The following is a 24,863-nucleotide window of genomic DNA, read 5'->3' on the forward strand; positions in this document are numbered from 1 at the left end:
TTTTGCGGCTGTTTTCTCCCTGCATTGCGCACAACTGCATTGAATGCGAGACAATTCCCCGCATGAACTGGCTCGATCAAGTGAAATGGGACGCGCAGGGCCTGGTGCCCGTCATTGCGCAGGAGCAGCACTCCAAGGATGTGCTGATGTTTGCCTGGATGAACCGCGAAGCGCTGGCCCATACGGCCGAGCTGGGCCGGGCGGTGTACTTCAGCCGCTCGCGTGGCAAGCTGTGGTTCAAGGGCGAGGAGTCCGGCCATGTGCAGACCGTGCATGAGATCCGCATCGACTGTGACAACGATGTGGTGCTGCTGAGCGTGACCCAGACCGGGCATGAGCCGGGCATCGCCTGCCACACCGGTCGCCATAGCTGTTTTTACAGTGTGTTGCGTGGTGGCCAGTGGCAAGCGGTCGATCCGGTTTTGAAAGACCCGGAATCGATCTACAAATAATCCCTGTCTCGGCACTGTCTTCTTTGGCAGCCCTGGGTGGCTGCTTCGCTATATTTTCGTTATGACCGATACCTCTGCTTCCGCTGCCCTGTCCTCCACCGATGCCTTGCTGCGTCTGGCCGAGGTGCTGGAGTCGCGCAAACCTGCCAATGGCGGCGATCCTGAGACCAGCTATGTGGCGCGCTTGCTGCACAAGGGCCCGGATGCCTTTTTGAAGAAGGTGGGGGAAGAGGCGACCGAAGTGGTGATGGCGGCCAAGGATGTGGACCATGGCGCGCCAGCCTCCAAGCTGGTGTACGAAGTGGCCGATCTGTGGTTTCATACGATGGTGGCGCTGGCCCACTATGGCTTGAGCCCCGCCGATGTGGTGAACGAGCTGGCGCGCCGCGAGGGCTTGAGTGGCCTCGAAGAAAAGGCGATGCGCAAGGTAAAAGACCGTGAAGCTGAAGAAGGGAGTTCCGCATGAACGACGTCGTTGACGTGAAGACCGTTGATTCGGCCGCGATGGAGAGCCTCAAGACCTGGGGCTGGGTGAGCTATCTGCTGCACCTGATTGTGGCCGTGGCAGCGGTGGTGCCCACCGCACAGGCCAGCATCGTGCTGCTGCTGATCGCGCTGGTGATTGACCTGGTCAAGCGCAGTGATGCGCAGGGTACCTGGCAGCAAAGCCATTTTTCCTGGCGCATTCGCAGCGTCATCTGGGCCGGCGTGCTGTATGTCATCACCGCGCCGCTGTGGTTCCTCTTCGTCGTTCCCGGCTGGATCGCCTGGACCCTGATTTCCGTCTGGTTTCTCTACCGCATCGTGCGCGGCATGGTGGCGATGAACAAAGACCAGGCGATCAATGGCTAGCCACACGCCCGCCTCCGAGACGCCGGAGATGCCGCAGACGCCGGCCCCCGCAGAGGCCGAAGCGCCCAAGCGGGTGCCCCGCTCCAAGGGGGTGGACGAGAACACGCCGCCCATCAGCCTGGCCTTGCAGGGCGGCGGCTCGCATGGGGCCTTTACCTGGGGCGTGCTCGATGCCTTGCTGGCTGACCGCAGCCTGTGGATAGAAGGTGTGAGCGGCACCAGCGCCGGGGCGATGAACGCCGTGGTGATGGCCTATGGCTACGGCAAGGCAGCAGCCACCGAAACCGACAAGCGAAAAGCCCATGACGCGGGCTGTGAATCGGCCCGCGAGAGCCTCAAGCAGTTCTGGGAAGGGGTGGGCACGATGGGCAGCCTGATGGCGGGTGTGCCGATGGCCGGCAAGGCCATCTGGGACATGATGAGCCAATGGCTCTCGCCCTACCAGACCAACCCGCTCGACATCAACCCCTTGCGCCGCCTGCTGGAAAAGGTGGTGGACTTTGACTTTCTCCAGCATGAGCAGGGCCGCAATGCGCCCCGGGTATTTGTCTGCGCCACCAATGTGCGCACCGGCAAGGGGGAAGTCTTCAGCGGCAAGCGGCTGACGGCCGACGCGGTGATGGCCTCAGCCTGCCTGCCGATGATGTACAAGGCCGTCGAGATCAAGGACCAGTACTACTGGGATGGCGGCTACTCCGGCAACCCCTTGCTCTACCCGCTGATCTACCAGACGGGCAACAGCGATGTGCTGCTGGTGCAGCTCAACCCCATTGAATACAACGAGGTGCCGACCAACGCCCAGGAGATCATGGACCGCATCAACGAGATCACCTTCAACGCCAGCTTGCTGGCCGAGCTGCGCGCCATGGGCTTTGTGCGCCGCCTGCTCGATGAAGGCAAGCTGGACCGGGAGCGCTACAAGTACATGCTGATGCACCATGTCGATGGAGGTGCTGTGCTCAAGAGCTATGGCGCATCGAGCAAGAACCGCTCGGATGCGCCTTTTGTGCGCGAGCTGTGCGAGCGGGGCCGTGTCTCCGGCGAGAACTGGCTCACCAAGCACCGGGCGGATGTTGGTGTGCGATCTGGTTTCAAGGTGTAATCTACTGCCTGTTGGCACAGTTGCTGCTTGTGCCGGTTACTGCGGGTTGCCAGCAACGGCGGCACCCTTGTTTTGAGAGATAAGAAGTTTATGCACGATCCTGATTGCCTTTTTTGCAAAATCATTGCCGGCCAGATCCCGTCGAGAAAGGTCTATGAAGACGAGGACATGTTGGTGTTCAAGGACATCCACCCTGCCGCGCCCGTGCATCTGCTGATGGTGCCCAAGCTGCATATCGCCTCGATGGCACAGGTCGGCGCTGAACAGGCTCCGCTGTTGGGCCGCATGCTGGCCAAAGCGCCGCAACTGGCGCTGGATAACGGCTGCAATCCCTATCCGCAAGGGGGTTTCCGGCTGATGGTCAACACCGGCGAAGAGGGCGGCCAGGAGGTGCACCATCTGCACATCCACCTGCTGGGCGGCCCCCGGCCCTGGAAAAAGGGCTGAGCCCTGCGCAGGCCACGGGCTGAAGCCCTGGCCGCGTGACAGTATTACGAAACCGGTAGATGCCCAAGGCGTCTAAAATGCGCATATTCGCTAGGAGAATTTCATGGGTTCCTTTTCTGTTTGGCATTGGCTGATTGTTCTGCTCATCGTGGTGCTGGTATTTGGTACCAAGAAGCTCAAGAACATCGGCACCGATCTGGGTGGTGCCGTCAAGGGCTTCAAGGATGGCATCAAGGACGGTGGCGAATCCGCCTCGCCCGCTGCATCCACGACGACCACGGCACAGCAAGTGGGTCAGTCGCCTGCGGCTGACAAGAACACCACCATCGACGTCGAAGCCAAGAACAAGGGCTGATGTGCGCATGACAGGGGCTGCGGGCAAGCCGCAGCAACCGCTTGTGTGCATTCGATGGGGTTGGAATGTTTGATCTCGGTATCTCCAAGATGGCCTTGATCGGTGCGGTGGCACTGATCGTCATTGGCCCTGAAAAACTGCCGCGCGTTGCGCGCACGGTAGGCACATTGCTGGGCAAGGCACAGCGCTATGTCAACGACGTCAAGTCCGAGGTCAACCGCTCGATGGAGCTTGACGAGCTGCGCAAGATGAAGGAGAACGTCGAGTCGGCCGCGCGTGATGTGGAAAGCACCATCCGCACCAACTCCGCAGACTTCGAGAAAAACCTCAACGACCAGGCCAATGGCACGGCTTCATCGGGCAGCGACGACAGCTTCTACACCGCCGATCCCTATGCCGAGAGCTATGACGGCGGCTCGGCATCGACGGTGGCTCCGGTCTACCACCACCCTCGCAAGAACTGGCGCGTGAAGCGTGGCGCCACACCCCAGTGGTACAAGCACCAGGCGGGTGTGCGCACCCGTGTGCAATCGGGTGCAGCGCGCGTGGCACGTTTTCGGCCCAAGAAGCCATCGTCTGGCCTGTGATGGCGCCCGCAACGCAGCCCGCTCACAGAGCCGCGCGTTGGCATGTTTTCTCACTGGTATTTCCATCGGCCCGGGGCGCTGCAGCCTGCGCTAACGCGCTGCGCTCCCGTGAGGCCTTGATCCGCAACAGATATCCCCATGTCCGAAACCCCTTCTAAAGAAGACGAGCTGGCCGGCACCGAGCAGCCCTTTGTGCAGCACCTGATGGAACTGCGCGATAGGCTGCTCTACAGCATTGGTGGCGTGCTCGTGGCCCTGGCTTTGTTGGCCTTCTGGCCTGGCCCCGATGGGCTGATGAACTTCATCGCGCATCCGATCAAGATGCACATGCCGCCCGATGCCAAGCTGATTGCCGTGGGCGTGTTCTCGCCTTTCATCGTGCCCCTCAAGGTGCTGGGCATGGCGGCCATTTTGCTGGCCTTGCCCTGGATCATGTACCAGCTCTGGGCCTTTGTGGCCCCGGGCCTCTACATGCATGAGCGCAAGTTTGCGCTGCCGTTGATCTTCTTTGGCAGCTTGCTGGCCTATGCCGGCATTGCCTTTGTGCAGCTGTTTGTACTCGATCGCATGTTTGGCTTTATCCAGCATTTCACGCCGTCGAGCGTGGCGGCAACCCCCGATATTGCCTCCTATGTCGAAGCCATTTTGTCGCTCTACCTGGCCTTTGGCCTGGCCTTCCAGGTCCCCATTGTGGTGATCCTGCTGGTGCGGCTGGGCATCGTCGAGATCGCCAAGCTCAAGTCGTTCCGGGGTTACTTCATTGTGCTGTCCTTTGTCATCGCGGCGGTGGTGACCCCTCCCGATGTGCTGTCGCAGATTTCGCTGGCCGTGCCCATGTGCATTCTGTATGAGGTCGGTATCCTGGGCGCTACCTGGTTCTCGCGCAACCAGCCCAAGAAGGAAGAAGAGACCGACGCTGACGCAGCTGCCTGATCGCCGCCAGCCTGCCAAATAAGCCAAAGCCCCGTGCTGACCTGAGGTCAGACGGGGCTTTGGTGTTTATGGGGTTGGAGCGACGTAGCTGCGAAGGTCGGGCTCGATGGTTCAGACCCTCAGACCAGAGGCGAGGGCGCTGCCAACGCGCCCCGCCAGGGCTTAACGCCGGCCTTGTGGCATTGCGCGGTTGTTGACCGGGCGCGTGCCAGGGGTGATCGGCAGGGTCAGGCTCTGGTCGCCACGGCGCAGTTGCACTTCAGAGGTGGTACCGGGTACGAGGGCAGCCACAGCGGTCAGCAGGCTTTGTACATGGTGCACCTGCATGTCGCCGATCTGGGTGATCACATCACCCGGGCGGATGCCGGCATTGGCGGCGGGGCCGCTTTGCAGCACGCCGGTGATGATCACGCCGGTGTCGGCCTTGACACCAAAGGTTTCGGCCAGCTCGGGTGTCAGGTCGTTGGGCTCGACGCCGATCCAGCCACGCGTCACCTTGCCGTCGCGCACAATGCTGTCGAGCACATTCTTGGCCAGGGCCACGGGGATCGCAAAGCCAATGCCCATGCTGCCGCCCGAGCGCGAATAGATGGCAGTGTTGATGCCGACCAGGTTGCCATTGACATCGACCAGCGCGCCGCCCGAGTTGCCGGGGTTGATGGCCGCATCGGTCTGGATGAAGTTCTCGAAGGTGTTGATGCCCAGCTCGCTGCGGCCCAGCGCACTGATGATGCCGCTGGTGACCGTCTGGCCCACGCCAAAGGGGTTGCCAATGGCCAGTACCTGGTCACCCACCTCGGCCGAGTCGGAGTTGCCCAGCACGATGACGGGCAGCTTGTCCAGGCTGATCTTGAGGATGGCCAGGTCGGTTTCCGGATCGGTGCCAATGACGCTGCCCTTGGCTTTGCGGCCATCGGTCAGGGTCACCTCGATGTCGTCGGCCGCTTCCACCACATGGTTGTTGGTGAGCACATAGCCGTCGGGGCTGACGATCACGCCGCTGCCAAGGCCCGCCTGGTTCTGCACGCCCTGGTCGCCAAAGAAGAACTGGAACCAGGGATCATTGGCTCGCGGATGGCGCACGGCCGTGCTTGTATTGATGCTGACCACCGCCGGCGAGGCCTTTTTGGCCGCAGGGCTGAAGCTGCTGGTGGCCACACTGGCGCGGTTGGCCTCGCTTTGCGGCGCCTCGATCAAGGCAATACCGGCATTGCTGCGTACGGCATTGTTGCGCTGCAGCCAGCCCGGCTGCAAGGTGGCGACGATAAAGTACAGGGCCAGCAAGACGGTGACCGATTGTGCGAAAAGAAGCCAGAGGCGTTTCATAAAACCTGGGGTTGGGTGTGGGGTGGCCGCGTCTGGCTAACAGCCCTGAGCGGCGCAGAACATTGCCATTGATTATGGCACCGGGCTTGGTGGCAAGGCTCTGCCAAGGCGCTAGCTGCTGTGCAGACCATGCATGGGTTCGCGCTCGATTCGGGCCAGAGGGCTCTGCGCATTCTGGTGCATAACGCTGTCATCTGCGATGTATTCCATCGTCTTTTGCGATGTCATGGGGGTGACATCGTTCTCGAAACGGTACCAATCTGTTCGATTTTCTGCGAAGTCCTCCAAAATAAGTTGCTTGCGGAACAATATCAGGCTGAACATCGCCGCCGGCTGTGGTGGCATGCCCCAATGGCGGGCGATACTTTTCGTGACACCGGCAGAGCCCAAAGGGTAAGTACCTAGAATGGTTCCCCAACCTTTTGACTGCGCTCTTTTGCTCATCGTGGTTCCCTGCGAACGGGTCCATCTCTCCTCTCGCTGGCCCTGACTCCCGCCATCCCGGGTCTCGCCGAACCCCTTGATATGCGCCCATAACGCGCTGCGCTTTGCGCTGTCCTGCTCTGGAATGTAGAGGACACATGACTTCGCTGACTGCTGACCAAGGTGGGGCCCAAGCCGCCTCGCCTGCCAACCGGCCTTTGAACCGGAACGATTACAAGACCCTGGGCCTGTCGGCCTTGGGCGGCACCCTGGAGTTTTATGACTTTGTGGTGTTTGTATTTTTTGCCAATGTACTGGGCTCGCTGTTCTTCCCGGCGTCGATGCCCGACTGGATGCGCCAGCTGCAGACGCTGGGCATCTTTGCGGCCGGCTACCTGGCACGCCCCATTGGCGGCATCTTGATTGCCCACTTTGGCGATATCCTGGGCCGCAAGCAGATGTTCACCTTGTCGGTGTTCCTGATGGCGGTGCCCACATTGGTGATCGGCCTGCTGCCCACCTATGAGACCATCGGTCTGGCCGCGCCCATCCTGCTGCTGGCCATGCGCGTGCTGCAGGGCGCAGCGATTGGCGGCGAAATGCCAGGCGCCTGGGTGTTTGTCGCGGAACACGCACCTGCCAAGCGCTACGGCTTTGCGATTGGATCGCTGACCTCGGGCATCACCGGCGGTATTTTCCTGGGCTCGATCATTGGCGTCTGGCTCAACAGCGTCTACAGCGCAGCCGAGATCCACGACTGGGCCTGGCGCATTCCCTTCATTCTGGGCGGCGTGTTTGGCCTGGTGTCGGTGTACCTGCGCAAGTTCCTGCATGAGACCCCCATCTTCCAGGAGATGCAGGCCCGCAAGCAGGTGGACCGCGAACTGCCGCTCAAGACCATCCTGCGCGACCACCGCGAAGCCAGCGTGGTCGTGGCGCTGATGACCTGGATCCTGTCCACCGCCGTGGTGGTGGTGATTCTGTTCACGCCGTCCTACCTGCAAAAGGTGTTCCATATCGCGCCTGCGGTGGCCCTCAAGGCCAATGCGGTGGCGACCGTGACCTTGACCATCGGCTGTGTGTTCTGGGGCTGGCTGTCGGACCAATGGGGTACGCGTGCCGCCATGGTGCTGGGCTGGGGCGGTATGGCCGTGACCGCTTATCTGTTCTATCTGAACCTGCCAGGCACCGAGATCTCGCTGGTCTGGACCTATGCGCTGGTGGGCTTCTTTGTGGGTGCGATCTCGCTGCTGCCCGTCGTCGGTGTGCGCGCCTTCCCGCCTGAAGTGCGCTTCACGGGCCTGTCCTTCTCCTACAACATGGCCTATGCCGTGTTCGGTGGTTTGACGCCGATGCTGGTGTCCGTCTGGCAACAGGCCGATGTGATGGCGCCTGCGCACTATGTGGCCGCGATGGGCGTGCTCGGCGTCGCGATGGGCTTTTGGCCGCTCGCCGTCAAGGGCTGGGTTGCCAAGAAGTAAATCGGCTTCAGACTGATGGCCCCGCAACCCGCTGCATGCCTGGCATCAGCGGGTTTTCTGTTTCTGGCCTGGCGCGCCGCACAGGTCTGAGACAATCGGGCATGACTACGACCCGCCAAGACATGCTGCAGGCCTTTGATGCGCTGCTGCAGCCCGCCCGCTTCAAAGACTATGGCCCCAACGGTTTGCAGGTGGAGGGCAAGGCGGAGATCCGCAAGCTGGTCAGCGGGGTGACGGCATCGCGGGCGCTGATCGAGGCGGCCATTGCCGAGCAGGCCGATGCCATCTTTGTGCACCATGGGCTGTTCTGGCGCGGCTACGATGGCCGCATCACCGGCTGGATGAAGCAGCGCATCGAGCTGCTGATCAAGCACGACATCAATTTGTTCGCCTACCACCTGCCGCTGGATGCACACCCGGAGCTGGGCAATAACGCCCAACTGGGTGCGCTGCTGGGCTGGCAGGCCGATGCCCGCTTTGGCGATCAGGAGCTGGGCTTTATCGGCAGCCTCGATGCGGTGGCGCCGGCGCAGGTTGCTGCGCATATCCAACAGACCCTGGGGCGCTCGGTCACGATGGTGGCGGGCGAGACGCCGCGCCCCATCCGCCGCATGGCCTGGTGCACCGGGGGCGCGCAGGGCTTCTTCGAGGCGGCGATGGCGGCCGGCGCCGATGGCTTTTTGACCGGTGAAATATCGGAATCCCAGACCCATCTGGCGCGCGAGACCGGCGTGAGCTTTTTTGCGGCCGGCCACCATGCCACCGAGCGCTACGGCGCACCCGCCGCTGCGGCCGCCGTGGCCCAGCAACTGGGTGTGGCGCACCGCTTTATCGATATCGACAACCCCGCCTGAGGCTTTCTCCAGAGGACCTGCCTGTGCACTCCGCTCCCTTGCTCGCCATCACCCAGGGCGACCCTGCCGGCATTGGCCCGGAAATCGTGGCCAAGGCCTTTCGCGATGCGCCTGCGCAAATGCAGGGCTGCTTTGTCGTGGGCGAGCTGCAGACCCTGCGCCGCGCAGCGCAGCTGTTGCAGGGCCCAGGCCGCTGCGCGCTGCCGGTGGCCGAGATTGCTGAACCGCAAGAGGCTTTGCAGGTGCCACCGCGCTGCATGCCAGTGCTGTCGCTGCCGGGCTTGCCCGGGCCATTGCCCTTTGGCCAGGTGCAGGCCGAGGCCGGGCGTGCTGCTGCCGAATGCGTGCGCTGGGCTGCGCGCCAGGCCTTGCAAGGCCGGATTGCCGGGCTGGTGACAGCGCCACTGAACAAGGAGGCGCTGCATCTGGCAGGGCTGGCCTTTCCCGGCCATACCGAATTGCTGCAGGCCGAAGCGGCTGAGCATGCCGGGCTGTCGCTGGCCCAGATGCCCGTGCGCATGATGCTGGCCAATGACGCCCTGCGCACCGTGCTGGTGAGCATCCATGTATCGCTGCGCGATGCCATTGAGGCGGTGACCCAGGCGCAGGTGCTGGAGACCATCCGAATCACGCACGAGGCCTTGCTGCGTGCGCTGGGGCGGCCCCCCCGGATTGCGGTGGCAGGGCTCAACCCCCATGCCGGGGAGGCCGGGTTGATGGGCCGCGAGGAGCTCGAGCACATTGCGCCTGCGGTGGCCGCTGCCCAGGCGCTGGGCATGCAGGTGATCGGGCCGGAGCCGCCCGATACCGTGTTCATGCGGGCTCGCCACAGCGCCGGGCACCCGGGCGCCTTTGATGTGGTGGTGGCCATGTACCACGACCAGGGCCTGATCCCGGTGAAGTACCTGGGGCTGGACGAGGGCGTCAATGTGACCCTGGGCCTGCCGCTGGTGCGTACCAGCCCGGACCACGGCACCGCCTTTGATATTGCCGGCCAGGGCCTGGCCGATGCGGCCAGCCTGATCGCGGCGGTGCAGATGGCACGCCGTTTGGCAGCGGGACAGGCGCAGGCATAAAAAAGCAGCCTCGAGAGGCTGCCGGGTAGCGGTGCAAAAGAAGCAGAATTTCTGCTTCTTTGTTGCAAAAAATCAACGCTTTTGCTGCAGGCTGTCGCGGATTTCACGCAGCAGCACCACGTCTTCCGGGGTGGCAGCGGGCGCTGGAGGGGGCGTGTCGCGCTTGAGGCGGTTGATCTGTTTGACCATCATGAAAATAATGAAAGCCAGAATCGCGAAGTTCACCGCGACGGTGATGAAGTTGCCATAAGCAAACACCGGGATGCCCGCTTTTTTCAGCGCGTCGAGTGTGCGCGGCACGCCATCGGGAATGGTTCCCAGCACCACGAAGAGATTGGAGAAGTCCAGCTTGCCAAAGACCAAACCGACGATGGGCATGATCAGGTCATTGACGACCGAATCGACGATCTTGCCAAAAGCGGCGCCGATGATCACACCAACGGCCAGATCCATCACATTGCCCTTGACCGCAAACTCGCGGAATTCCTTCATGAAGCTCATGCGCTGCTCCTGTCAAATAAACATGACGCCTAGTATCGCTCAGCTTCAAGGGTTTCGGCGCATTGCATGATGGGCAAGACACTTCATACAATCCGCAAAAACCGAGATATAAGCGTTGACCAAGGAGCCCCATGAGTGATTCTTCCATCGACTCCAGTAAAAGGACGTGGCTGATAGCGTCGGGATGCGCAGGTGCTGTCGGAGGAGTCGCCACTGCGGTCCCCTTTGTCAGCTCCTTCCAGCCGTCAGAAAAGGCCAAGGCCGCCGGCGCTGCCGTTGAAGTGGATATCTCGGAGCTCAAGCCCGGCGAGAAAATCACCGCCGAATGGCGCGGCAAGCCGATCTGGATCCTGCGCCGCACGCCCGAGCAGATTGCCGAGCTGCCCCAGCTCGATGGCCAGTTGGCCGATCCCAAATCGGAGCGCACGGCCTACCCGACTCCGGACTACGCCAAGAACGAAACCCGCTCCATCAAGCCCGAGGTGCTGGTGGTGATCGGCATCTGCACCCACCTGGGCTGCTCGCCCACCGACAAGCTCCAGCCCGGCCCCCAGCCTTCGCTGCCCGATGACTGGAAGGGCGGCTTTCTCTGCCCCTGCCACGGCTCGACCTTTGACCTGGCCGGGCGCGTGTTCAAGAACAAGCCCGCGCCCGACAACCTCGAAGTGCCAGCGCACCAGTATCTGAGCGATACCAAGCTGCTGATTGGCGAAGATAAAAAAGCATAAGGAAGCGCCATGGCACACGAATTCAAGGAGATATCGCCGAACGCCACCTTGGGCGCCAAGGCCGGCAACTGGCTGGAGAACCGCTTTCCCACGGCATTTGAGGCCTACCGGGTCCATATGTCGGAGTACTACGCGCCAAAGAACTTCAACTTCTGGTACATCTTTGGCTCGCTGGCGCTTTTGGTGCTGGTGATCCAGATCGTCACCGGCATCTTCTTGGTGATGCACTACAAGCCCGATGCCGAAAAGGCCTTTGCCTCGGTCGAGTACATCATGCGCGATGTGCCCTGGGGCTGGCTGATCCGGACCATGCATTCCACCGGTGCCTCGGCGTTCTTTGTCGTGGTCTACCTGCACATGTTCCGCGGCCTCCTGTATGGCAGCTACCGCAAGCCGCGTGAGCTGGTCTGGGTCTTTGGCTGCGCGATCTTCCTGTGCCTGATGGCCGAGGCTTTCATGGGCTACCTGCTGCCCTGGGGCCAGATGTCGTACTGGGGCGCGCAGGTGATCGTCAACCTGTTCTCGGCCATTCCCTTCATCGGCCCGGACCTGGCGCTGCTGATCCGGGGCGACTATGTGGTGGGCGATGCAACCCTGAACCGTTTCTTCAGCTTCCATGTGATTGCCGTGCCGCTGGTGCTGCTGGGCCTGGTTGCTGCACACTTGCTGGCCTTGCATGATGTGGGCTCCAACAACCCCGATGGCATCGAGATCAAGGGCCCCAATGCGCCCAAGGATGCGCAGGGCCGGCCGCTCGATGGCGTGCCTTTCCACCCGTACTACACGGTGCATGACCTGTTTGGTGTGGCGGTGTTCCTGTTCATCTTCTCGGCCATCGTGTTCTTTGCGCCGGAGATGGGTGGCTACTTCCTCGAATACAACAACTTCATCCCGGCCGACCCGCTCAAGACGCCCAACCATATCGCCCCTGTCTGGTATTTCACGCCGTTCTATTCGATGCTGCGTGCCATCACCAGTGAGATGATGGTCGCTTTGTCGGTGATCCTGGTCGCAGCCGTGGCCTATGTTTGCATCAAGACCCGCATGGCCGCCATCCTCAAGGGCTTGCTGGTGCTGGTGGCGCTGGTGGTGCTGGCGCTGTTTGGTGCCTTTGCCTTCACCGGCATTGCAGCGCTGGGCGGTATTGACGCCAAGTTCTGGGGGGTGGTGGTGATGGGCCTGGCCGTGATCATCCTGTTCTTCCTGCCCTGGCTGGACCACAGCCCGGTGCGCTCCATCCGCTACCGCCCGCACTGGCACAAGTATGTGTATGCGGTGTTTGTCGTGAACTTCGTGGTGCTCGCCTATCTGGGGGTGCAGCCGCCATCGCCGATTGGCGAAAAGGTCTCCCAGGTGGGTACCTTGTTCTACTTTGGCTTTTTTCTGCTGATGCCGTGGTGGAGCCGCAAAGGCACACCCAAGCCGGTGCCTGAGCGTGTCACCTTCCATGCGCACTGAACCAGAAAGCATCCCACGATGAAAAAAATCATTCTCTCCGCATGCCTTAGTCTGGGTGTGCTTTTAGGGGCCGGTACTGTGCAGGCGGCCGAAGGCGGCGTGGCCTGGGACAAGTTCAAGCCCGACACCACCAACACCACTTCCTTGCAAAACGGCGCCAAGCTGTTTGTGAACTACTGCCTCAGCTGCCACTCGGCCGCTTTCATGCGCTACAACCGCTTGCAGGATATTGGCCTCACCGAGCAGCAGATCAAGGATAACCTGCTGTTCACCACCGACAAGGTGGGTGAGACCATGAAGGCGGCCATCGATCCCAAGCAGGCCAAGGAATGGTTTGGCGCCAACCCGCCAGATCTCACCTTGGTAGCACGCTCGCGCGCGAGCCACCAGGGCACCGGTGCCGACTACCTCTACACCTTCCTGCGCGGCTTCTACAAGGACGACACCAAGGCCACCGGTTGGAACAACATGGCCTTCCCCTCGGTGGGCATGCCCCATGTGCTGTGGGAGCTGCAAGGCGTGCGCGTGCCGGTCTACCAAGAAGTCGAGGAACACGGACACAAGACCCAGGTGTTCACCGGCTGGCAGCAGGTCACCCCGGGCAAGATGAACTCCACTGATTTCGATAAGAGTGTGGGTGATTTGGTGAACTATCTACAATGGATGGGTGATCCCAGCCAGAACACCCGCATGCGCGTCGGCGTCGGGGTGCTGATATTTTTGCTGGGACTCATCTTCATCACCTGGCGCCTGAATGCGGCGTTCTGGAAAGACGTGAAGTAAACGTATTTGCGTGCAGCCGGTTCAGTCCCTGTGAGCAGGGCTTGAATTGGGGTAGCCGATTTGTGTAGAGTGGGCGGCATTGACTGCAGTCCACTCTTTTTTGATTTTGAGGAGCCTCTCACCATGATGGTGCTTTATTCGGGAACGACCTGCCCTTTCTCCCACCGCTGCCGCTTTGTGCTGTTTGAAAAGGGGATGGATTTCGAGATCCGTGATGTGGACCTGTTCAACAAGCCCGAAGACATCAGCGTGATGAACCCCTATGGCCAGGTGCCTATCCTGGTCGAGCGCGACCTGATCCTGTACGAGTCGAACATCATCAACGAGTACATCGACGAGCGCTTTCCCCACCCACAGCTGATGCCCGGCGACCCCGTCGAGCGCGCCCGTGTGCGCCTGTTCCTGCTGAACTTCGAAAAAGAGCTGTTCACGCACGTGCACACCTTGGAAGAGCGTGCCGTCAAGGGCAACGAGAAGGCACTGGAAAAGGCCCGCGCACAGATCCGTGACCGCCTGACCCAGATGGCTCCAGTGTTCCTGAAGAACAAGTTCATCCTGGGCGAGAACTTCTCGATGCTGGACGTGGCCATTGCGCCGCTGCTGTGGCGCCTGGATTACTACGGCATCGAGCTGTCCAAGAACGCAGCGCCGCTGCTCAAGTATGCCGAGCGCATCTTCTCGCGTCCCGCCTACATCGAGGCGCTGACGCCGTCCGAAAAGGTCATGCGCAAGTAAAAGCCGCCTGGCCCGCCATTGGGTGGGCAGCGCTGCGGAGCCAAGCTCTGCGGCGCTGGAGAGCGCAGAAAGTGTCCTATGAGTGAAATCCAGACAACATCCACCCAGCCGTACCTGATCCGCGCCTGGGTGGAGTGGTGCAATGACAATGGCCTGACCCCGTACCTGAGCGTTCGCGTCGACAAGACGGTGCTGGTGCCGCGCGAGTTTGTCAAAGACGGCGAAATTGTGCTGAACATCAGCTATGACGCAACGAGTGCGCTCAAACTGGGCAATGACTACATCGAGTTCACCGCCCGTTTTGGCGGCGTGCCGCGCGACATCATGGTGCCCGTCAGCCGCGTGGTTGCCATTTTTGCGCGTGAAACCGGCCAGGGCATGGGCTTTCCGCCGCCTGAGGACCTGCTTGATGACGATGCCGACATCGCGATGGCTGCGCTCGAAGGCGCTGGCGATGCGGGCGAACCGGCTGGCGAGGCCAACGCTGCGTCTCCGGTGATGCAGGTCGTGACCTCCAGCGACGAGCCTCCGGCTCCCGATGGCAAGTCGCCCGGCCGCGCAGGCAAGGGCGGCAAGCCGTCACTCAAACTGGTCAAATAGGCCTCATTCGGCTTTGTTACGGGCAATCCCGTATAGAATGCCGTGTGTTGCCGGTTTAGCTCAGTTGGTAGAGCAACCGCCTTGTAAGCGGTAGGTCATCAGTTCGATTCCGATAACCGGCACCAGATTCCCAAGCCGTTCCCAGCAAATGCTGTGAACGGCTTTTTTGCGTCTGGCGGTGTTCAATGGCGCTGGCGGAGTCGCTCAACGCAGTACTTTGAGGCGAATGTCTGCCGTTGGGTAGCCTTTGACGCGCAGATGGGCCGCCATCGCCGGCAGCAGCTGCTTCATCTTGGCGGCGCAGGCATTGTTGGCCACCAGCAGGCACCACTGGTCGCCATCGATGGGCCCGGGCTTGATCGAGGCGCGCAGCATCGGCGGGATCAGCGGCTCCACCAGTTTGAAGCGGGTGGCAGACTCCCGCGTCAAAGCCACGAGGCTGGCCAAAGTGGGCGCCTCGCTTGCGGCTTGTTCTACGGTGACGGCGAAATGCCGACGTTGGGGCTGGATCATGGCTGGGTCATGGCTGGATAGGGGTGTCAGGGGCAGCCCGGGGGCGATAGCCATACATTGCAATGCACCTGCCACAACGCATTCTATTCAGGGTTGTAGAATGTTTTATTCGGCAGGCGTCGTTCCCGGTATTGAAGCCGGGGTCATTGCCTCCATCTGACACAACACTAATCACTAGGAATTCCGGTCGCATGGCAGGGGTGGACGCAAGTGCATTCCCTGGTTGTGTGGTTCTGTTCGCATGGCAACCAATTTCTTCACCAAAATTTTTGGCAGTCGCAATGATCGCCTGCTCAAGCAATACCGCAAGGTCGTCGCTCGCATCAATGCGATGGAGCCCGAGTACGAAAAGCTCAGCGACGAACAATTGCGCGAGAAGACGCAGGAGTTCAAGAACCGCATCGCTGGCGGAGAATCGCTGGACAACATCCTGCCCGAGGCATTTGCCGTGGTGCGTGAAGGCTCCAAGCGGGTGATGAAGATGCGCCACTTCGATGTGCAGATGCTGGGCGGCATGGCCCTGCATTACGGCAAGATCGCCGAAATGCGCACCGGCGAAGGCAAGACCTTGACGGGTACCTTGCCCGTGTACCTGAACGCGCTGAGCGGCAATGGTGTGCACGTGGTGACGGTCAATGACTACCTGGCCACACGTGATGCGACCTGGATGGGGCGCCTCTACAACTTCCTGGGCCTGTCGGTGGGTATCAACCTGTCGCAGCTGCCCAAGCATGAAAAGCAGGCCGCTTACAACTCCGACATCACCTACGGCACGAACAACGAGTACGGCTTTGACTACCTGCGCGACAACATGGTGCAAGATGCCAGCGAGCGCGTGCAGCGCCGGCTGAACTTCGCCATCGTCGACGAGGTGGACTCGATCCTGATCGACGAGGCGCGCACGCCCTTGATCATCTCCGGCCAGGCCGAAGACCACACCGCCGCCTACCTGGCGATGCGCGAAGTGGTGCCGCTGCTCACGCGCCAGGAAGGCGAGGCCGACCCCCGCACCGGTGAGGGCGTGACCAAGCCGGGCGACTTCACGGTCGACGAAAAGGGCCACCAGATCCACCTGACCGAGCAAGGCTACGAAGCGGCCGAGCGCATTCTGGCCGAAAAGGGCATGCTGGCCGAAGGCGCCTCGCTCTACGACCCTGCCAACATCACGCTGGTGCACCAGCTGTATGCCGCATTGCGCGCCCAGCACCTCTACCACCGCGACCAGCACTATGTGGTGCAGGGCGGCGAGGTCGTGATTGTCGACGAGTTCACCGGCCGTCTGATGTCGGGCCGCCGCTGGAGCGAAGGCCTGCACCAGGCCGTGGAAGCCAAGGAAGGCGTGGAAATCCAGGCCGAGAACCAGACCCTGGCATCGATCACCTTCCAGAACTATTTCCGCCTGTACAACAAGCTGGGCGGCATGACCGGTACCGCTGACACCGAGGCCTATGAGTTCCAGGAAATCTACGGTCTGGAAACCGTGGTGATTCCGCCCAACCGCCCCAGCAAGCGCGATGACCAGCTCGACCGCGTCTACAAGACCACGCCTGAGAAGTATGCAGCGGCGATCCAGGACATCCGTGAATGCTACGAGCGCGGCCAGCCCGTGCTGGTGGGCACGACCTCGATCGAGAACTCCGAAATCATCGACGAGATGCTGAAGAAAGAGAACCTGCCCCACCAGGTGCTCAACGCCAAGCAGCATGAGCGCGAGGCAGACATCATTGCCCAGGCGGGGCGCCCCGGCGTCATCACCATCGCGACCAACATGGCCGGCCGCGGTACCGACATCGTGCTGGGCGGCAATATCGAAAAGCAGATTTCCGCCATTGAGGCCGATGAGTCGCTGTCCGAGTCCGAGCGCCGCAGCAAGGTCGAAGCCTTGCGCGCCGAGTGGAAGGTCGAGCACGACAAGGTGACCGAGCTGGGTGGCCTGCGCATCATCGCGACCGAGCGCCATGAATCGCGCCGTATCGACAACCAGCTGCGTGGCCGTGCCGGCCGCCAGGGTGACCGTGGCTCCTCGCGTTTCTACCTGTCGCTGGATGACCAGCTGATGCGCATCTTCGCGGGCGACCGTGTCAAGGCCATCATGGAACGCCTGAAGATGCCCGATGGCGAAGCCATTGAAGCGGGCATCGTGACCCGCTCCATCGAAAGCGCCCAGCGCAAGGTGGAAGCGCGCAACTTTGACATGCGCAAGCAATTGCTGGAGTACGACGACGTTGCCAATGACCAGCGCAAGGTGATCTACCAGCAGCGCAACGAGATTCTGGATGCGGCCGATCTGGCGCCGATGATCGACGGCATGCGCGACAGCGCGCTGGCCGATATCGTGCGCCAGTATGTGCCCGAGCAGTCCATGGAAGAGCAGTGGGATCTGGCTGGCCTGGAGAAGGTGCTGCGCGACGAGTGGCATATCGAGCTGCCCCTGCAGCAGCTGCTGGAAGGCGCTGAATCGATCTCCGACGAGGAAATCGAAGAGAAGGTCGTTGCCGAAGGCGCACGCCTCTTCAATGACAAGCTGGAGCAGGCGGGCAAGGAGAACTTCATGCAGTTCATGCGTGCGGTGCTGTTGCAAACCCTGGATTCCAGCTGGCGCGACCACCTGGCCGCTTTGGACTATCTGCGCCAGGGCATCCACCTGCGTGGCTACGCCCAAAAGCAGCCCAAGCAGGAATACAAGCGCGAGGCTTTCGAGCTGTTCAGCCAGCTGATCGACCAGGTCAAGACCCAGGTCACCCGCGTGATGATGTCGGTGCAGATCCGCTCGCCCGAGCAGCTCGACGAAGCCACCGAGCAGCTCGAGCAAAGCAACGACCGCACGGCCCATGTGACCTACAGCGGCCCCGACGAGTCCGGTGACGCCGAGGCCAGCGAGCCATTGCCCATGCCAGAAGGCGTGCGTGTGGCCCGCAATGATCCATGCCCATGCGGCAGTGGCAAGAAATACAAGCTCTGCCACGGTAAACTCGCATAAATTACCGGATTGCTTCACCACAACGGGCTTTGACTGGTTCATCGCCCGTTTTTTTCATGGTTCCAAGGAAAAGACTGATATGCCCGTCAATTTGAAAGCCCCAGTAGCGCAGGACCTGGCTCCTGTCGCCGGTATTCGCATTGGTGTGACGGAGGCCGGCGTGCGCAAGGCCAACCGCAAGGATGTGACGGTGTTCTTGCTGGACGAGGGCAGCCATGTTGCCGGCGTGTTCACCAAGAACCGCTTTTGTGCCGCGCCTGTGCAGATCTGCCGTGAACACCTGGCCAGCCACAGCCAGTCCATCCGCGCCATCGTCATCAACACCGGCAATGCCAATGCCGGCACCGGTGCCGATGGCCTGGCCCGTGCCCACGCCACCTGCGATGCGCTGGCAGGCCTCTTGAAGATCGATGCCCAGCAAGTGCTGCCGTTCTCGACCGGCGTGATCATGGAGCCGCTGCCAGTGGACTGCATCACCGCGGGCCTGCCTGCAGCGATCGCCGATGCGCAAGCGGGCCACTGGGCCAAGGCGGCCGAAGGCATCATGACCACCGACACCTTGCCCAAGGCGTTTTCCGCCTCGGCCACCGTTGGCGGCAAGACGGTGCAGGTCACCGGTATCAGCAAGGGCGCCGGCATGATCCGCCCCAATATGGCGACCATGCTGAGCTTTTTGGGCACCGACGCAGCCATCAGCCCCGAGCTGATGCCGGCGCTGGCCAAAACGCTGGCCGACCAGTCCTTCAACCGCATCACGATTGATGGTGACACCTCGACCAATGACTCCTTTGTCGTGGTCGCCACCAACCAGGCGGGCAATGCCCCCATCACCGACTGGAACACCGCCGATGGCCAGGCCTTGATGGCCGCGCTGCGCGAAGTGGCTCAGAAGCTGGCGCAGGCGATTGTGCGCGACGGCGAAGGCGCCACCAAGTTCATCCAGATCGAGGTCGAGCAAGGCCGTACCGAAGAAGAATGCCGCCTGGTGGCCTATGCGATTGCGCATTCACCGCTGGTCAAAACCGCCTTCTTTGCCAGCGACCCCAACCTGGGCCGCATTCTGGCCGCTGTGGGCTATGCTGGCATCGAGGACCTGGACCAGACCCAGATCGAGCTCTACCTGGACGATGTGCATGTGGCCACCCAGGGCGGCCGCAACCCGGCCTACCAGGAGGCCGATGGCCAGCGCGTGATGAAGCAGCAGGAGATCGTCGTGCGCGTGCAGCTGGGCCGTGGCAGTGCATCCACCCAGCTGTGGACCTGCGACCTGAGCCATGACTATGTGAGCATCAACGCGGACTACCGCTCCTGATACTGCTTGGTCAGCGCGCCGGGCTGCCCAAGGCTGGGCAGGTGCCGGCCCCGCTGGCCTTTCAACCTTGTGCGTCTGGATACCATGACCGAGTCTTCCCACTCCCCTTTTTCTCCGCTTGAGCGCCTGGTGCAGCGCGCCGAGCAGCTGATGCAGCGCATCGAGTCCGTCCTGCCACAGGCGCTGCAGGCGCCGGCTGACTGGAGTGACGCCATTGCCTGGCGCTACCGCAAGCGCGCCAATGGCTGTGGCGTGCTGGAGCCGGTGCGCCATGTGGGGGCGATGTCCCTGTCCGATCTGCAGAACATCGACGGGCAAAAAGAGAAGATTGCGCGCAATACCGAGCAGTTTGTGCAAGGCAGCACTGCCAACAATGTGCTGCTCACGGGCGCGCGCGGGACCGGCAAGTCGTCCCTGATCCGCGCCTGCCTGCATGCCTATGCGCCCCAGGGCCTGCGCCTCATTGAGGTGGACAAGGCCGATCTCACCGACCTGCCCGACATCGTCGATGTGGTGGCTGGCCGGCCCGAGAAATTCATCATCTACTGCGATGACCTGAGTTTTGAAGAGGGCGAGCCCGGCTACAAGGCGATGAAGTCGATCCTGGATGGCTCCGTGTCTGCAGCCACGCCCAATGTGCTGGTCTATGCGACCAGCAACCGCCGCCACCTATTGCCCGAGTACATGACCGACAACCTGGCCCAGCAAAAGGGCGAGAACGGCGAGATCCACCCCGGCGAAGTGGTGGAAGAGAAGATTTCGCTGTCCGAGCGCTTTGGCCTGTGGGTGAGCTTTTACCCGTTCAGCCAGGACGAGTACCTGCGCGTGGTGGGCCAATGGCTGTCTGCGCTGGGTGTGGCGGAGGCCGATATCGAGGCCGCCAGGCCCGAGGCCCTGGTCTGGGCGCTGGAGCGCGGCTCGCGCAGCGGCCGGGTGGCCCACCAGTTTGCCCGTGACTGGGCTGGCCGCAGCCACCGCGAAGTGCAGGGCCGCCAGAAGATTGCCGATGTGGCTGATCTGGGCGAAGAGGCCCAGGATTGAACATACCGGGCTGCCCGCGCAGCCCATGAAGACCTATGAGCCAGACTGATACCACCGAGACCCGCAGCCATACCGACGTGGCCGTGGGCGTGCTGATCCGCGAAAGCGACCATGCCCTGCTGATAACCAGCCGCCCCCTGGGCAAGCCCCGCGCGGGCTGGTGGGAGTTTCCCGGCGGCAAGCTCGAAGCGGGCGAGACCGTCGAAGAGGCGCTGCGCCGTGAGCTGGTCGAGGAGCTGGGCATCCGCATTGACAACTGCATCGCCTGGAAGGTGACCGAGCACGACTACAGCCATGCGCTGGTGCGCTTGCACTGGTGCAAGGTGACGCAGTGGTCGGGTGATTTTGAGATGCGTGAAGGCCAGCAGATGTCCTGGCAGCAGTTGCCGCTGACGGTGAGCCCGGTGCTGGAGGGGTCCTTCCCCGTGCTGCAATGGCTGAGCGAGGAGCGTGGCCTGCCTTTTGACCCTGCAACCTATATCCAGGCGGCAGAAGCTGCAGTGAAATAAGCAAAAGCAGCACCGCCAAGTGCTGCGGTTGCTAAACGTCGGGGATTCTCAGTCTTCCAGCCGGGGATCGCCGTAGGGCTGGTCCAGCGGTGGCGATTGGGCGGGCACCCGAAAATCCTCATTGCCCCAGGCGCCCAGGTCAATGAGCTTGCAGCGCTCGCTGCAAAAAGGGCGAAACCGGTTGCTGCGTTCAAAGCTGGAAGGGCCGCCACACTGGGGGCACTGGATGCTGGGGAGTGCGTTGTCTGCGGAAGAACTCATGCAGGCATTGTAGGGCGCCTGCGGGCTGGCGCGATCGCTGCGCGGTCTTCAGGCGCAGAGCACCATCTCGTACTGGCCATCCTGCGTGGTCAACGCCAGCTGCCCGCTGTCGGTCTTTTGCAGCATGCGTATCGAGATCATCAGGCGGTTGCCGCTGATCTCGGGCACCAGGCTGGAGCTCGGGTCGATCTTGAGGCGCAGCAGCTGGTAGATGCGGCCCTGGGGCAGGTTCTGCTGGAACTGGCCGCGCAGGGTTGCAATGCGCTGCGGCGCACCGGCATCCCGAAAGAGCCGCAGCAGCAAGATGAGGGCGCTGGCCAGGGGCGCAAAGCAGGCCGTCCAGCCCTGCAGATCGGCGCGGCGGCTGTTGCTGTCGGCATGCAGCCAGGCGTGGTAGCTGGGCAGGTCGAAGGTGCAGGTGCCGCCAGGGATGCCGGTGCGGTTGCGAATGGCCATCAGCCACTCGTTCTCGATCAGCAACTGGCTGGGCTTGCCGTTCTGGGCCCGTAACTCGCTGTGGGCGGCGTCGATCTGGCCAATCACCTTGTCGAGCATGTCCACAGCAATCATCGGGTTGTCGCGGTAGGCATTGAACTGCTGGCGCTGGCGTTCGAGGTCCTTGAGCAGGTCGGTCTTGAGGTCGCTGCGGGAGGCCACATCCATCACCTCGAACAAGGTGGTGATGGCGAAATGGTGGTCGATGTCCGTGTCGCGCTGCAGGAGTACGTCAAGCCGGCGCAGCAGGTACTCCAGGCGGAGATAGGCTCGCACACGTTCGTTGAAGGGGTACTCGTAAGTTATCACGGATCAGTCGGGCTGCAGAGGGCGGTAGTTCGCTATCAATTCATTGTATAGGTCGAATACGGCCTCGCCTAGCGCTTGTAACGACAGCGTTTCATTCCACAGCACCCAATCGGCCTTGCGCAGGCGCTGTAGCCGGCTCGCCTGCTGGGCCATGATGGCCTCAATCGCCGATGCTGGCAGCTGGTTGCGCTGCTGCACCCGGGCTATTTGCGTGCTTTCCTGGCAATCGACCACGATGACCTGGTCCAGGCGTGGGCTCCACTGGCTGGACTCGGCCAGCAGCGGGATGTCAAAGATCACCAGAGGCGCATTGGTGGCGCTGCAGGCCTGCTGGTACTGCTGGTCGATCTGTTGGCGGATCAAGGGGTGCAAGATGGCTTCGAGCTGCGCCTTGTAGGCCGGGTCGCGAAAGGCGGCCTCGCGCATCTGTGCGCGGTCGAGCGCGCCGTCTGCATCGATAAAGCGGGCACCCATCTGGGCCGCAATCGGGGCGATGGCCGCGCCGCCCGGCAGCGTGAGCGCGCGGGCAATGCGGTCGGCATCGATCACATGGCAGCCCCACTGGGCAAAGCCCTGGGCGACGGTGCTTTTGCCGCTGCCAATACCCCCGGTAACGCCAATGCGCGGCCGCATATCAGGGCTGTAGCAGGCGGTCGACGATACCGGTGCCGAACCACATGACCAAAAAGCCGGCACCTGCGAGAAAGGGGCCAAAGGGGATATAGCCGCCTTCGCGCAGGTTGGAGAAGATCTTCATCGCAATGCCGATCACAGCGCCAACAACGGAGGAAAACAGTGCAATCGGTATCAGCGCTTGCCAGCCAAACCAGGCGCCCAGCGCAGCCAGCAGCTTGAAATCGCCATAGCCCATGCCTTCCTTGCCGGTCAACAGCTTGAAGGCCCAGTAAATCAGCCACAGCACCATGTAGCCAATGGCGGCGCCAAACAGCGAATCTTTGAGCGGCACATCGATCCAGCCCATCGCACTGGCCAGCAAGCCTGCCCAGAGCAGCGGCAAGGTCAGGTCATCGGGCAGCAGGGTCGTGTCCCAGTCGATCAGCGCTGCGGTCAGCAGCACCGATGCAAAAAAGCACCAGGCCAGGCCGGTAGCGCCCAGGCCCCAGCGGTGGATGCAGTAGGCCCACAGCAGGCTGTTGGCGATTTCTACGACGGGGTAGCGGGCAGAAATACGCGCTTTGCACTGGCTGCAGCGTCCTCTCAGAAAAAGCCAGCTGAGCACGGGCACGTTCTCATACCAGCGGATCTGGTGGCTGCAATGTGGGCAGCGTGAGGCGGGGGTCCAGAGGTTGAAACGATCTGCTTTGATATCAGCCTCAGGCGCTGCCTGCGGTGCTTGGGCACTGTCCGTCGCTGCCAGCATGTCCTGGGCATCACGCCGCCATTGGCGTTCCAGCATCAGCGGCAGGCGGTGCACCACGACATTCAAAAAGCTGCCCACCAGCAGGCCCAGCAGGGCAAACAGCCCTGTGTTCAATTGCGCTTCTGACACAGTTACACCACCTGGCCCAGCTTGAAGATCGGCAGGTACATCGACACCACAATACCGCCGATCAGCGTGCCCAGAAACACAATGATAATGGGCTCCATCAGGCTGGACAGGCCGGCAACGGCCTCGTCCACTTCGGCTTCGTAAAAGTCTGCCGCTTTGCCCAGCATATGGTCGATCGAGCCGGATTCCTCGCCGATCGCGCACATCTGCAGCACCATCGAGGGGAACACATGGGCATCCGACATGGCGACGGTGAGGCTGGTGCCGGTGGAGACCTGCGCCTGGATCTTCTCGGTTGCCACCGCAAACACAGCATTGCCGGAGGCGCCACCCACCGAGTCCAGCGCTTCGACCAGCGGCACGCCGGCGGCAAACATGGTCGACAAGGTGCGCGTCCAGCGTGCCACGCAGGATTTTTCGATCAAGGGGCCAAAGATCGGCACCTTCAGCAGCCAGCGGTCCATGGTGCGCTGCATTTTCTCGCTGCGCTTCCAGGCCTGCAAAAAGAAGTAGATGCTGCCACCAATGCCAAAAAAGATCAGGTACCAGTAACTGACAAAGAATTCGCTGATGGCCATCACGATCAAGGTAGGGCCGGGCAGGTCGGCGCCAAACGAGGAGAACACGTCTTTGAATGCCGGAATCACAAAGATCATGATGATGGCCACCACGACAAAAGCGACGATGACCACCGAGGTCGGGTACATCAGGGCTGAGCGGATCTTGCTCTTGATGGCCTCGGTCTTTTCCATGTAGGTGGCCAAGCGGTCGAGCAGGCCTTCCAAAATACCGGCTGCCTCACCGGCCTCGACCAGGTTGCAGTACAGCGCATTGAAGTACATCGGATGGCGGCGAAAGGCGGTGCTCAGTGACGAGCCCGACTCCACATCGCTGCGCACATCGTTGAGCAACTTGGTCACACTGGGGTTGGTGCTGCCCCGGCCGACGATGTCAAAAGCCTGCAGCAAAGGCACGCCGGCCTTCATCATCGTAGCCAGCTGGCGCGTGAACAAGGCGATGTCCTTGGGCTTGATGCGCTTGCCCGAGCGCATGCGGCGCTTTTTGATCTTGGACGGCAAAATGCCTTGCCGGCGCAGCGACGCGATGACCTGGTTTTCTCCACCCGCGCGGGACTCGCCGCGCACGATCTTGCCGTTGCGGTCCTTGCCTTCCCACTCATAAACGGCTTCGTTCGATGTTTTCTTGTTGACTGTGGTTGCCATTTATCCCTGCCCTCATT

At 61.8% G+C, this 24,863-nt stretch carries 29 protein-coding genes and 1 tRNA gene; 21 read left to right on the forward strand and 9 right to left on the reverse strand.

The features are described 5' to 3' along the window. Positions 1-53: 53 nt before the first annotated feature. The 8 genes from hisI (at position 54) to tatC (ending at position 4,728) form a co-directional block, all read left to right on the forward strand. Positions 54-452: a phosphoribosyl-AMP cyclohydrolase gene (gene hisI / locus WH265_RS16420; RefSeq protein ID WP_312988134.1), complete on the forward strand. Its 399-nt coding sequence runs from the start codon at positions 54-56 to the stop codon at positions 450-452. A gap of 61 nt (positions 453-513) precedes the next feature. Continuing rightward, complete coding sequence (locus WH265_RS16425) at positions 514-918, forward strand: phosphoribosyl-ATP diphosphatase (protein ID WP_312988089.1); 405 nt, start codon at positions 514-516, stop codon at positions 916-918. Next, positions 915-1,304, forward strand: a complete 390-nt coding sequence (locus WH265_RS16430) for a DUF4870 family protein (RefSeq protein ID WP_116927103.1) — start codon at positions 915-917, stop codon at positions 1,302-1,304. Before WH265_RS16425 ends, WH265_RS16430 begins: the two co-directional genes overlap by 4 nt. A 91-nt stretch (positions 1,305-1,395) precedes the next feature. Continuing rightward, positions 1,396-2,406, forward strand: a complete 1,011-nt coding sequence (locus tag WH265_RS16435; protein WP_021027785.1) for a patatin-like phospholipase family protein — start codon at positions 1,396-1,398, stop codon at positions 2,404-2,406. A 90-nt stretch (positions 2,407-2,496) separates the two neighbouring features. After that, the gene (locus WH265_RS16440) at positions 2,497-2,853 is read left to right on the forward strand and encodes a histidine triad nucleotide-binding protein (protein WP_339558995.1); all 357 of its coding nucleotides are present in this window, start codon (positions 2,497-2,499) and stop codon (positions 2,851-2,853) included. Positions 2,854-2,956: 103 nt separating this feature from the next. After that, positions 2,957-3,208: a Sec-independent protein translocase subunit TatA gene (gene tatA, locus WH265_RS16445; protein ID WP_021027787.1), complete on the forward strand. Its 252-nt coding sequence runs from the start codon at positions 2,957-2,959 to the stop codon at positions 3,206-3,208. Positions 3,209-3,273: 65 nt separating this feature from the next. Next, positions 3,274-3,795 carry a Sec-independent protein translocase protein TatB gene (gene tatB, locus WH265_RS16450; RefSeq protein WP_339558996.1) on the forward strand — a complete coding sequence of 174 codons (522 nt, stop codon included), beginning with the start codon at positions 3,274-3,276 and terminating at the stop codon, positions 3,793-3,795. A 138-nt stretch (positions 3,796-3,933) separates the two neighbouring features. Next, positions 3,934-4,728 (forward strand): twin-arginine translocase subunit TatC, encoded by a 795-nt coding sequence (gene tatC, locus WH265_RS16455; RefSeq protein WP_339558997.1) that lies wholly within the window; start codon positions 3,934-3,936, stop codon positions 4,726-4,728. A 162-nt stretch (positions 4,729-4,890) separates the two neighbouring features. Here the strand turns inward: tatC and WH265_RS16460 are convergent, their stop codons facing one another. Both WH265_RS16460 and WH265_RS16465 read right to left on the reverse strand, forming a co-directional pair. Next, positions 4,891-6,054, reverse strand: coding sequence for a trypsin-like peptidase domain-containing protein (locus WH265_RS16460; protein ID WP_339558998.1), 1,164 nt, complete (start codon positions 6,052-6,054; stop codon positions 4,891-4,893). Between the two features lie 111 nt (positions 6,055-6,165). Continuing rightward, entirely contained in the window at positions 6,166-6,498 is a 333-nt protein-coding gene (locus tag WH265_RS16465) for a hypothetical protein (RefSeq protein ID WP_148293218.1), read from the reverse strand. Positions 6,499-6,635: 137 nt separating this feature from the next. On the opposite strand from WH265_RS16465, the gene WH265_RS16470 reads away from it, so the two are divergent. The 3 genes from WH265_RS16470 (at position 6,636) to pdxA (ending at position 9,888) form a co-directional block, all read left to right on the forward strand. Next, positions 6,636-7,958, forward strand: a complete 1,323-nt coding sequence (locus WH265_RS16470; protein WP_021027793.1) for an MFS transporter — start codon at positions 6,636-6,638, stop codon at positions 7,956-7,958. Between the two features lie 101 nt (positions 7,959-8,059). Continuing rightward, positions 8,060-8,812 (forward strand): Nif3-like dinuclear metal center hexameric protein, encoded by a 753-nt coding sequence (locus WH265_RS16475; protein WP_339558999.1) that lies wholly within the window; start codon positions 8,060-8,062, stop codon positions 8,810-8,812. Positions 8,813-8,835: 23 nt separating this feature from the next. Continuing rightward, entirely contained in the window at positions 8,836-9,888 is a 1,053-nt protein-coding gene (gene pdxA / locus WH265_RS16480) for a 4-hydroxythreonine-4-phosphate dehydrogenase PdxA (protein ID WP_339559000.1), read from the forward strand. 72 nt (positions 9,889-9,960) lie between these two features. On the opposite strand, the gene mscL is transcribed toward pdxA, so the two are convergent. Beyond that, the gene (gene mscL / locus WH265_RS16485; RefSeq protein ID WP_021027796.1) at positions 9,961-10,389 is read right to left on the reverse strand and encodes a large conductance mechanosensitive channel protein MscL; all 429 of its coding nucleotides are present in this window, start codon (positions 10,387-10,389) and stop codon (positions 9,961-9,963) included. A gap of 131 nt (positions 10,390-10,520) precedes the next feature. On the opposite strand from mscL, the gene petA reads away from it, so the two are divergent. The 6 genes from petA (at position 10,521) to WH265_RS16515 (ending at position 14,818) form a co-directional block, all read left to right on the forward strand. Then, positions 10,521-11,117 (forward strand): ubiquinol-cytochrome c reductase iron-sulfur subunit, encoded by a 597-nt coding sequence (gene petA, locus WH265_RS16490; RefSeq protein ID WP_021027797.1) that lies wholly within the window; start codon positions 10,521-10,523, stop codon positions 11,115-11,117. Between the two features lie 9 nt (positions 11,118-11,126). Next, positions 11,127-12,575 (forward strand): cytochrome b, encoded by a 1,449-nt coding sequence (locus tag WH265_RS16495; RefSeq protein ID WP_021027798.1) that lies wholly within the window; start codon positions 11,127-11,129, stop codon positions 12,573-12,575. Between the two features lie 18 nt (positions 12,576-12,593). Continuing rightward, positions 12,594-13,358, forward strand: coding sequence for a cytochrome c1 (locus tag WH265_RS16500; RefSeq protein ID WP_339559001.1), 765 nt, complete (start codon positions 12,594-12,596; stop codon positions 13,356-13,358). 123 nt (positions 13,359-13,481) lie between these two features. Further along, complete coding sequence (locus tag WH265_RS16505) at positions 13,482-14,093, forward strand: glutathione S-transferase N-terminal domain-containing protein (protein WP_116927111.1); 612 nt, start codon at positions 13,482-13,484, stop codon at positions 14,091-14,093. Positions 14,094-14,171: 78 nt separating this feature from the next. Next, positions 14,172-14,693 carry a ClpXP protease specificity-enhancing factor gene (locus tag WH265_RS16510; RefSeq protein ID WP_339519828.1) on the forward strand — a complete coding sequence of 174 codons (522 nt, stop codon included), beginning with the start codon at positions 14,172-14,174 and terminating at the stop codon, positions 14,691-14,693. A 49-nt stretch (positions 14,694-14,742) separates the two neighbouring features. Further along, positions 14,743-14,818 (forward strand) — tRNA-Thr (locus WH265_RS16515). A gap of 79 nt (positions 14,819-14,897) precedes the next feature. On the opposite strand, the gene WH265_RS16520 is transcribed toward WH265_RS16515, so the two are convergent. Beyond that, the gene (locus WH265_RS16520) at positions 14,898-15,206 is read right to left on the reverse strand and encodes a hypothetical protein (RefSeq protein ID WP_021027801.1); all 309 of its coding nucleotides are present in this window, start codon (positions 15,204-15,206) and stop codon (positions 14,898-14,900) included. A gap of 241 nt (positions 15,207-15,447) precedes the next feature. Here WH265_RS16520 and secA point away from each other — a divergent pair, with 241 nt between their 5' ends. From secA to WH265_RS16540, 4 genes are all read left to right on the forward strand, one after another. Further along, positions 15,448-18,186, forward strand: a complete 2,739-nt coding sequence (gene secA, locus WH265_RS16525) for a preprotein translocase subunit SecA (RefSeq protein ID WP_339559002.1) — start codon at positions 15,448-15,450, stop codon at positions 18,184-18,186. A 79-nt stretch (positions 18,187-18,265) separates the two neighbouring features. After that, positions 18,266-19,498 carry a bifunctional glutamate N-acetyltransferase/amino-acid acetyltransferase ArgJ gene (argJ, locus tag WH265_RS16530; RefSeq protein WP_339559003.1) on the forward strand — a complete coding sequence of 411 codons (1,233 nt, stop codon included), beginning with the start codon at positions 18,266-18,268 and terminating at the stop codon, positions 19,496-19,498. A gap of 84 nt (positions 19,499-19,582) precedes the next feature. Beyond that, positions 19,583-20,539 (forward strand): ATP-binding protein, encoded by a 957-nt coding sequence (locus WH265_RS16535; protein WP_339518465.1) that lies wholly within the window; start codon positions 19,583-19,585, stop codon positions 20,537-20,539. Between the two features lie 35 nt (positions 20,540-20,574). Continuing rightward, positions 20,575-21,048: an NUDIX domain-containing protein gene (locus WH265_RS16540; RefSeq protein WP_339518464.1), complete on the forward strand. Its 474-nt coding sequence runs from the start codon at positions 20,575-20,577 to the stop codon at positions 21,046-21,048. A 48-nt stretch (positions 21,049-21,096) separates the two neighbouring features. Here the strand turns inward: WH265_RS16540 and WH265_RS16545 are convergent, their stop codons facing one another. Genes WH265_RS16545 through WH265_RS16565 form a run of 5 tightly spaced genes read right to left on the reverse strand, consistent with a single transcriptional unit; the run spans position 21,097 to position 24,846 of the window. Further along, entirely contained in the window at positions 21,097-21,309 is a 213-nt protein-coding gene (locus WH265_RS16545) for a DNA gyrase inhibitor YacG (protein ID WP_021027806.1), read from the reverse strand. A 48-nt stretch (positions 21,310-21,357) separates the two neighbouring features. Beyond that, positions 21,358-22,113, reverse strand: coding sequence for a cell division protein ZapD (gene zapD / locus WH265_RS16550; protein WP_339559004.1), 756 nt, complete (start codon positions 22,111-22,113; stop codon positions 21,358-21,360). A gap of 3 nt (positions 22,114-22,116) precedes the next feature. After that, the gene (gene coaE / locus WH265_RS16555; RefSeq protein ID WP_339559005.1) at positions 22,117-22,746 is read right to left on the reverse strand and encodes a dephospho-CoA kinase; all 630 of its coding nucleotides are present in this window, start codon (positions 22,744-22,746) and stop codon (positions 22,117-22,119) included. A gap of 1 nt (position 22,747) precedes the next feature. Next, positions 22,748-23,623: a prepilin peptidase gene (locus tag WH265_RS16560; protein WP_339559006.1), complete on the reverse strand. Its 876-nt coding sequence runs from the start codon at positions 23,621-23,623 to the stop codon at positions 22,748-22,750. Positions 23,624-23,625: 2 nt separating this feature from the next. After that, on the reverse strand, positions 23,626-24,846 hold the full coding sequence (locus WH265_RS16565) for a type II secretion system F family protein (protein ID WP_339518457.1): 1,221 nt from the start codon (positions 24,844-24,846) through the stop codon (positions 23,626-23,628). Positions 24,847-24,863: the final 17 nt, after the last annotated feature.

It is taken from the genome of Comamonas sp. MYb396 (assembly GCF_037479555.1).
Taxonomy (GTDB): domain Bacteria; phylum Pseudomonadota; class Gammaproteobacteria; order Burkholderiales; family Burkholderiaceae_C; genus Comamonas.

Bases quoted from the DNA above. Each gene is read 5' to 3' on its own strand.
- WH265_RS16440 (WP_339558995.1), top strand. From the start codon at position 2,497: ATGCACGATCCTGATTGCCTTTTTTGCAAAATCATTGCCGGCCAGATC.
- WH265_RS16500 (WP_339559001.1), top strand. From the start codon at position 12,594: ATGAAAAAAATCATTCTCTCCGCATGCCTTAGTCTGGGTGTGCTTTTA.
- argJ (WP_339559003.1), top strand. From the start codon at position 18,266: ATGCCCGTCAATTTGAAAGCCCCAGTAGCGCAGGACCTGGCTCCTGTC.
- WH265_RS16465 (WP_148293218.1), bottom strand. From the start codon at position 6,498: ATGAGCAAAAGAGCGCAGTCAAAAGGTTGGGGAACCATTCTAGGTACT.
- WH265_RS16565 (WP_339518457.1), bottom strand. From the start codon at position 24,846: ATGGCAACCACAGTCAACAAGAAAACATCGAACGAAGCCGTTTATGAG.
- WH265_RS16535 (WP_339518465.1), top strand. From the start codon at position 19,583: ATGACCGAGTCTTCCCACTCCCCTTTTTCTCCGCTTGAGCGCCTGGTG.
- tatB (WP_339558996.1), top strand. From the start codon at position 3,274: ATGTTTGATCTCGGTATCTCCAAGATGGCCTTGATCGGTGCGGTGGCA.
- WH265_RS16545 (WP_021027806.1), bottom strand. From the start codon at position 21,309: ATGAGTTCTTCCGCAGACAACGCACTCCCCAGCATCCAGTGCCCCCAG.
- WH265_RS16425 (WP_312988089.1), top strand. From the start codon at position 514: ATGACCGATACCTCTGCTTCCGCTGCCCTGTCCTCCACCGATGCCTTG.
- tatA (WP_021027787.1), top strand. From the start codon at position 2,957: ATGGGTTCCTTTTCTGTTTGGCATTGGCTGATTGTTCTGCTCATCGTG.
- WH265_RS16495 (WP_021027798.1), top strand. From the start codon at position 11,127: ATGGCACACGAATTCAAGGAGATATCGCCGAACGCCACCTTGGGCGCC.
- WH265_RS16460 (WP_339558998.1), bottom strand. From the start codon at position 6,054: ATGAAACGCCTCTGGCTTCTTTTCGCACAATCGGTCACCGTCTTGCTG.
- WH265_RS16540 (WP_339518464.1), top strand. From the start codon at position 20,575: ATGAGCCAGACTGATACCACCGAGACCCGCAGCCATACCGACGTGGCC.
- WH265_RS16475 (WP_339558999.1), top strand. From the start codon at position 8,060: ATGACTACGACCCGCCAAGACATGCTGCAGGCCTTTGATGCGCTGCTG.
- petA (WP_021027797.1), top strand. From the start codon at position 10,521: ATGAGTGATTCTTCCATCGACTCCAGTAAAAGGACGTGGCTGATAGCG.
- WH265_RS16510 (WP_339519828.1), top strand. From the start codon at position 14,172: ATGAGTGAAATCCAGACAACATCCACCCAGCCGTACCTGATCCGCGCC.
- mscL (WP_021027796.1), bottom strand. From the start codon at position 10,389: ATGAGCTTCATGAAGGAATTCCGCGAGTTTGCGGTCAAGGGCAATGTG.
- tatC (WP_339558997.1), top strand. From the start codon at position 3,934: ATGTCCGAAACCCCTTCTAAAGAAGACGAGCTGGCCGGCACCGAGCAG.
- WH265_RS16505 (WP_116927111.1), top strand. From the start codon at position 13,482: ATGATGGTGCTTTATTCGGGAACGACCTGCCCTTTCTCCCACCGCTGC.
- secA (WP_339559002.1), top strand. From the start codon at position 15,448: ATGGCAACCAATTTCTTCACCAAAATTTTTGGCAGTCGCAATGATCGC.
- WH265_RS16430 (WP_116927103.1), top strand. From the start codon at position 915: ATGAACGACGTCGTTGACGTGAAGACCGTTGATTCGGCCGCGATGGAG.
- WH265_RS16520 (WP_021027801.1), bottom strand. From the start codon at position 15,206: ATGATCCAGCCCCAACGTCGGCATTTCGCCGTCACCGTAGAACAAGCC.
- WH265_RS16470 (WP_021027793.1), top strand. From the start codon at position 6,636: ATGACTTCGCTGACTGCTGACCAAGGTGGGGCCCAAGCCGCCTCGCCT.
- coaE (WP_339559005.1), bottom strand. From the start codon at position 22,746: ATGCGGCCGCGCATTGGCGTTACCGGGGGTATTGGCAGCGGCAAAAGC.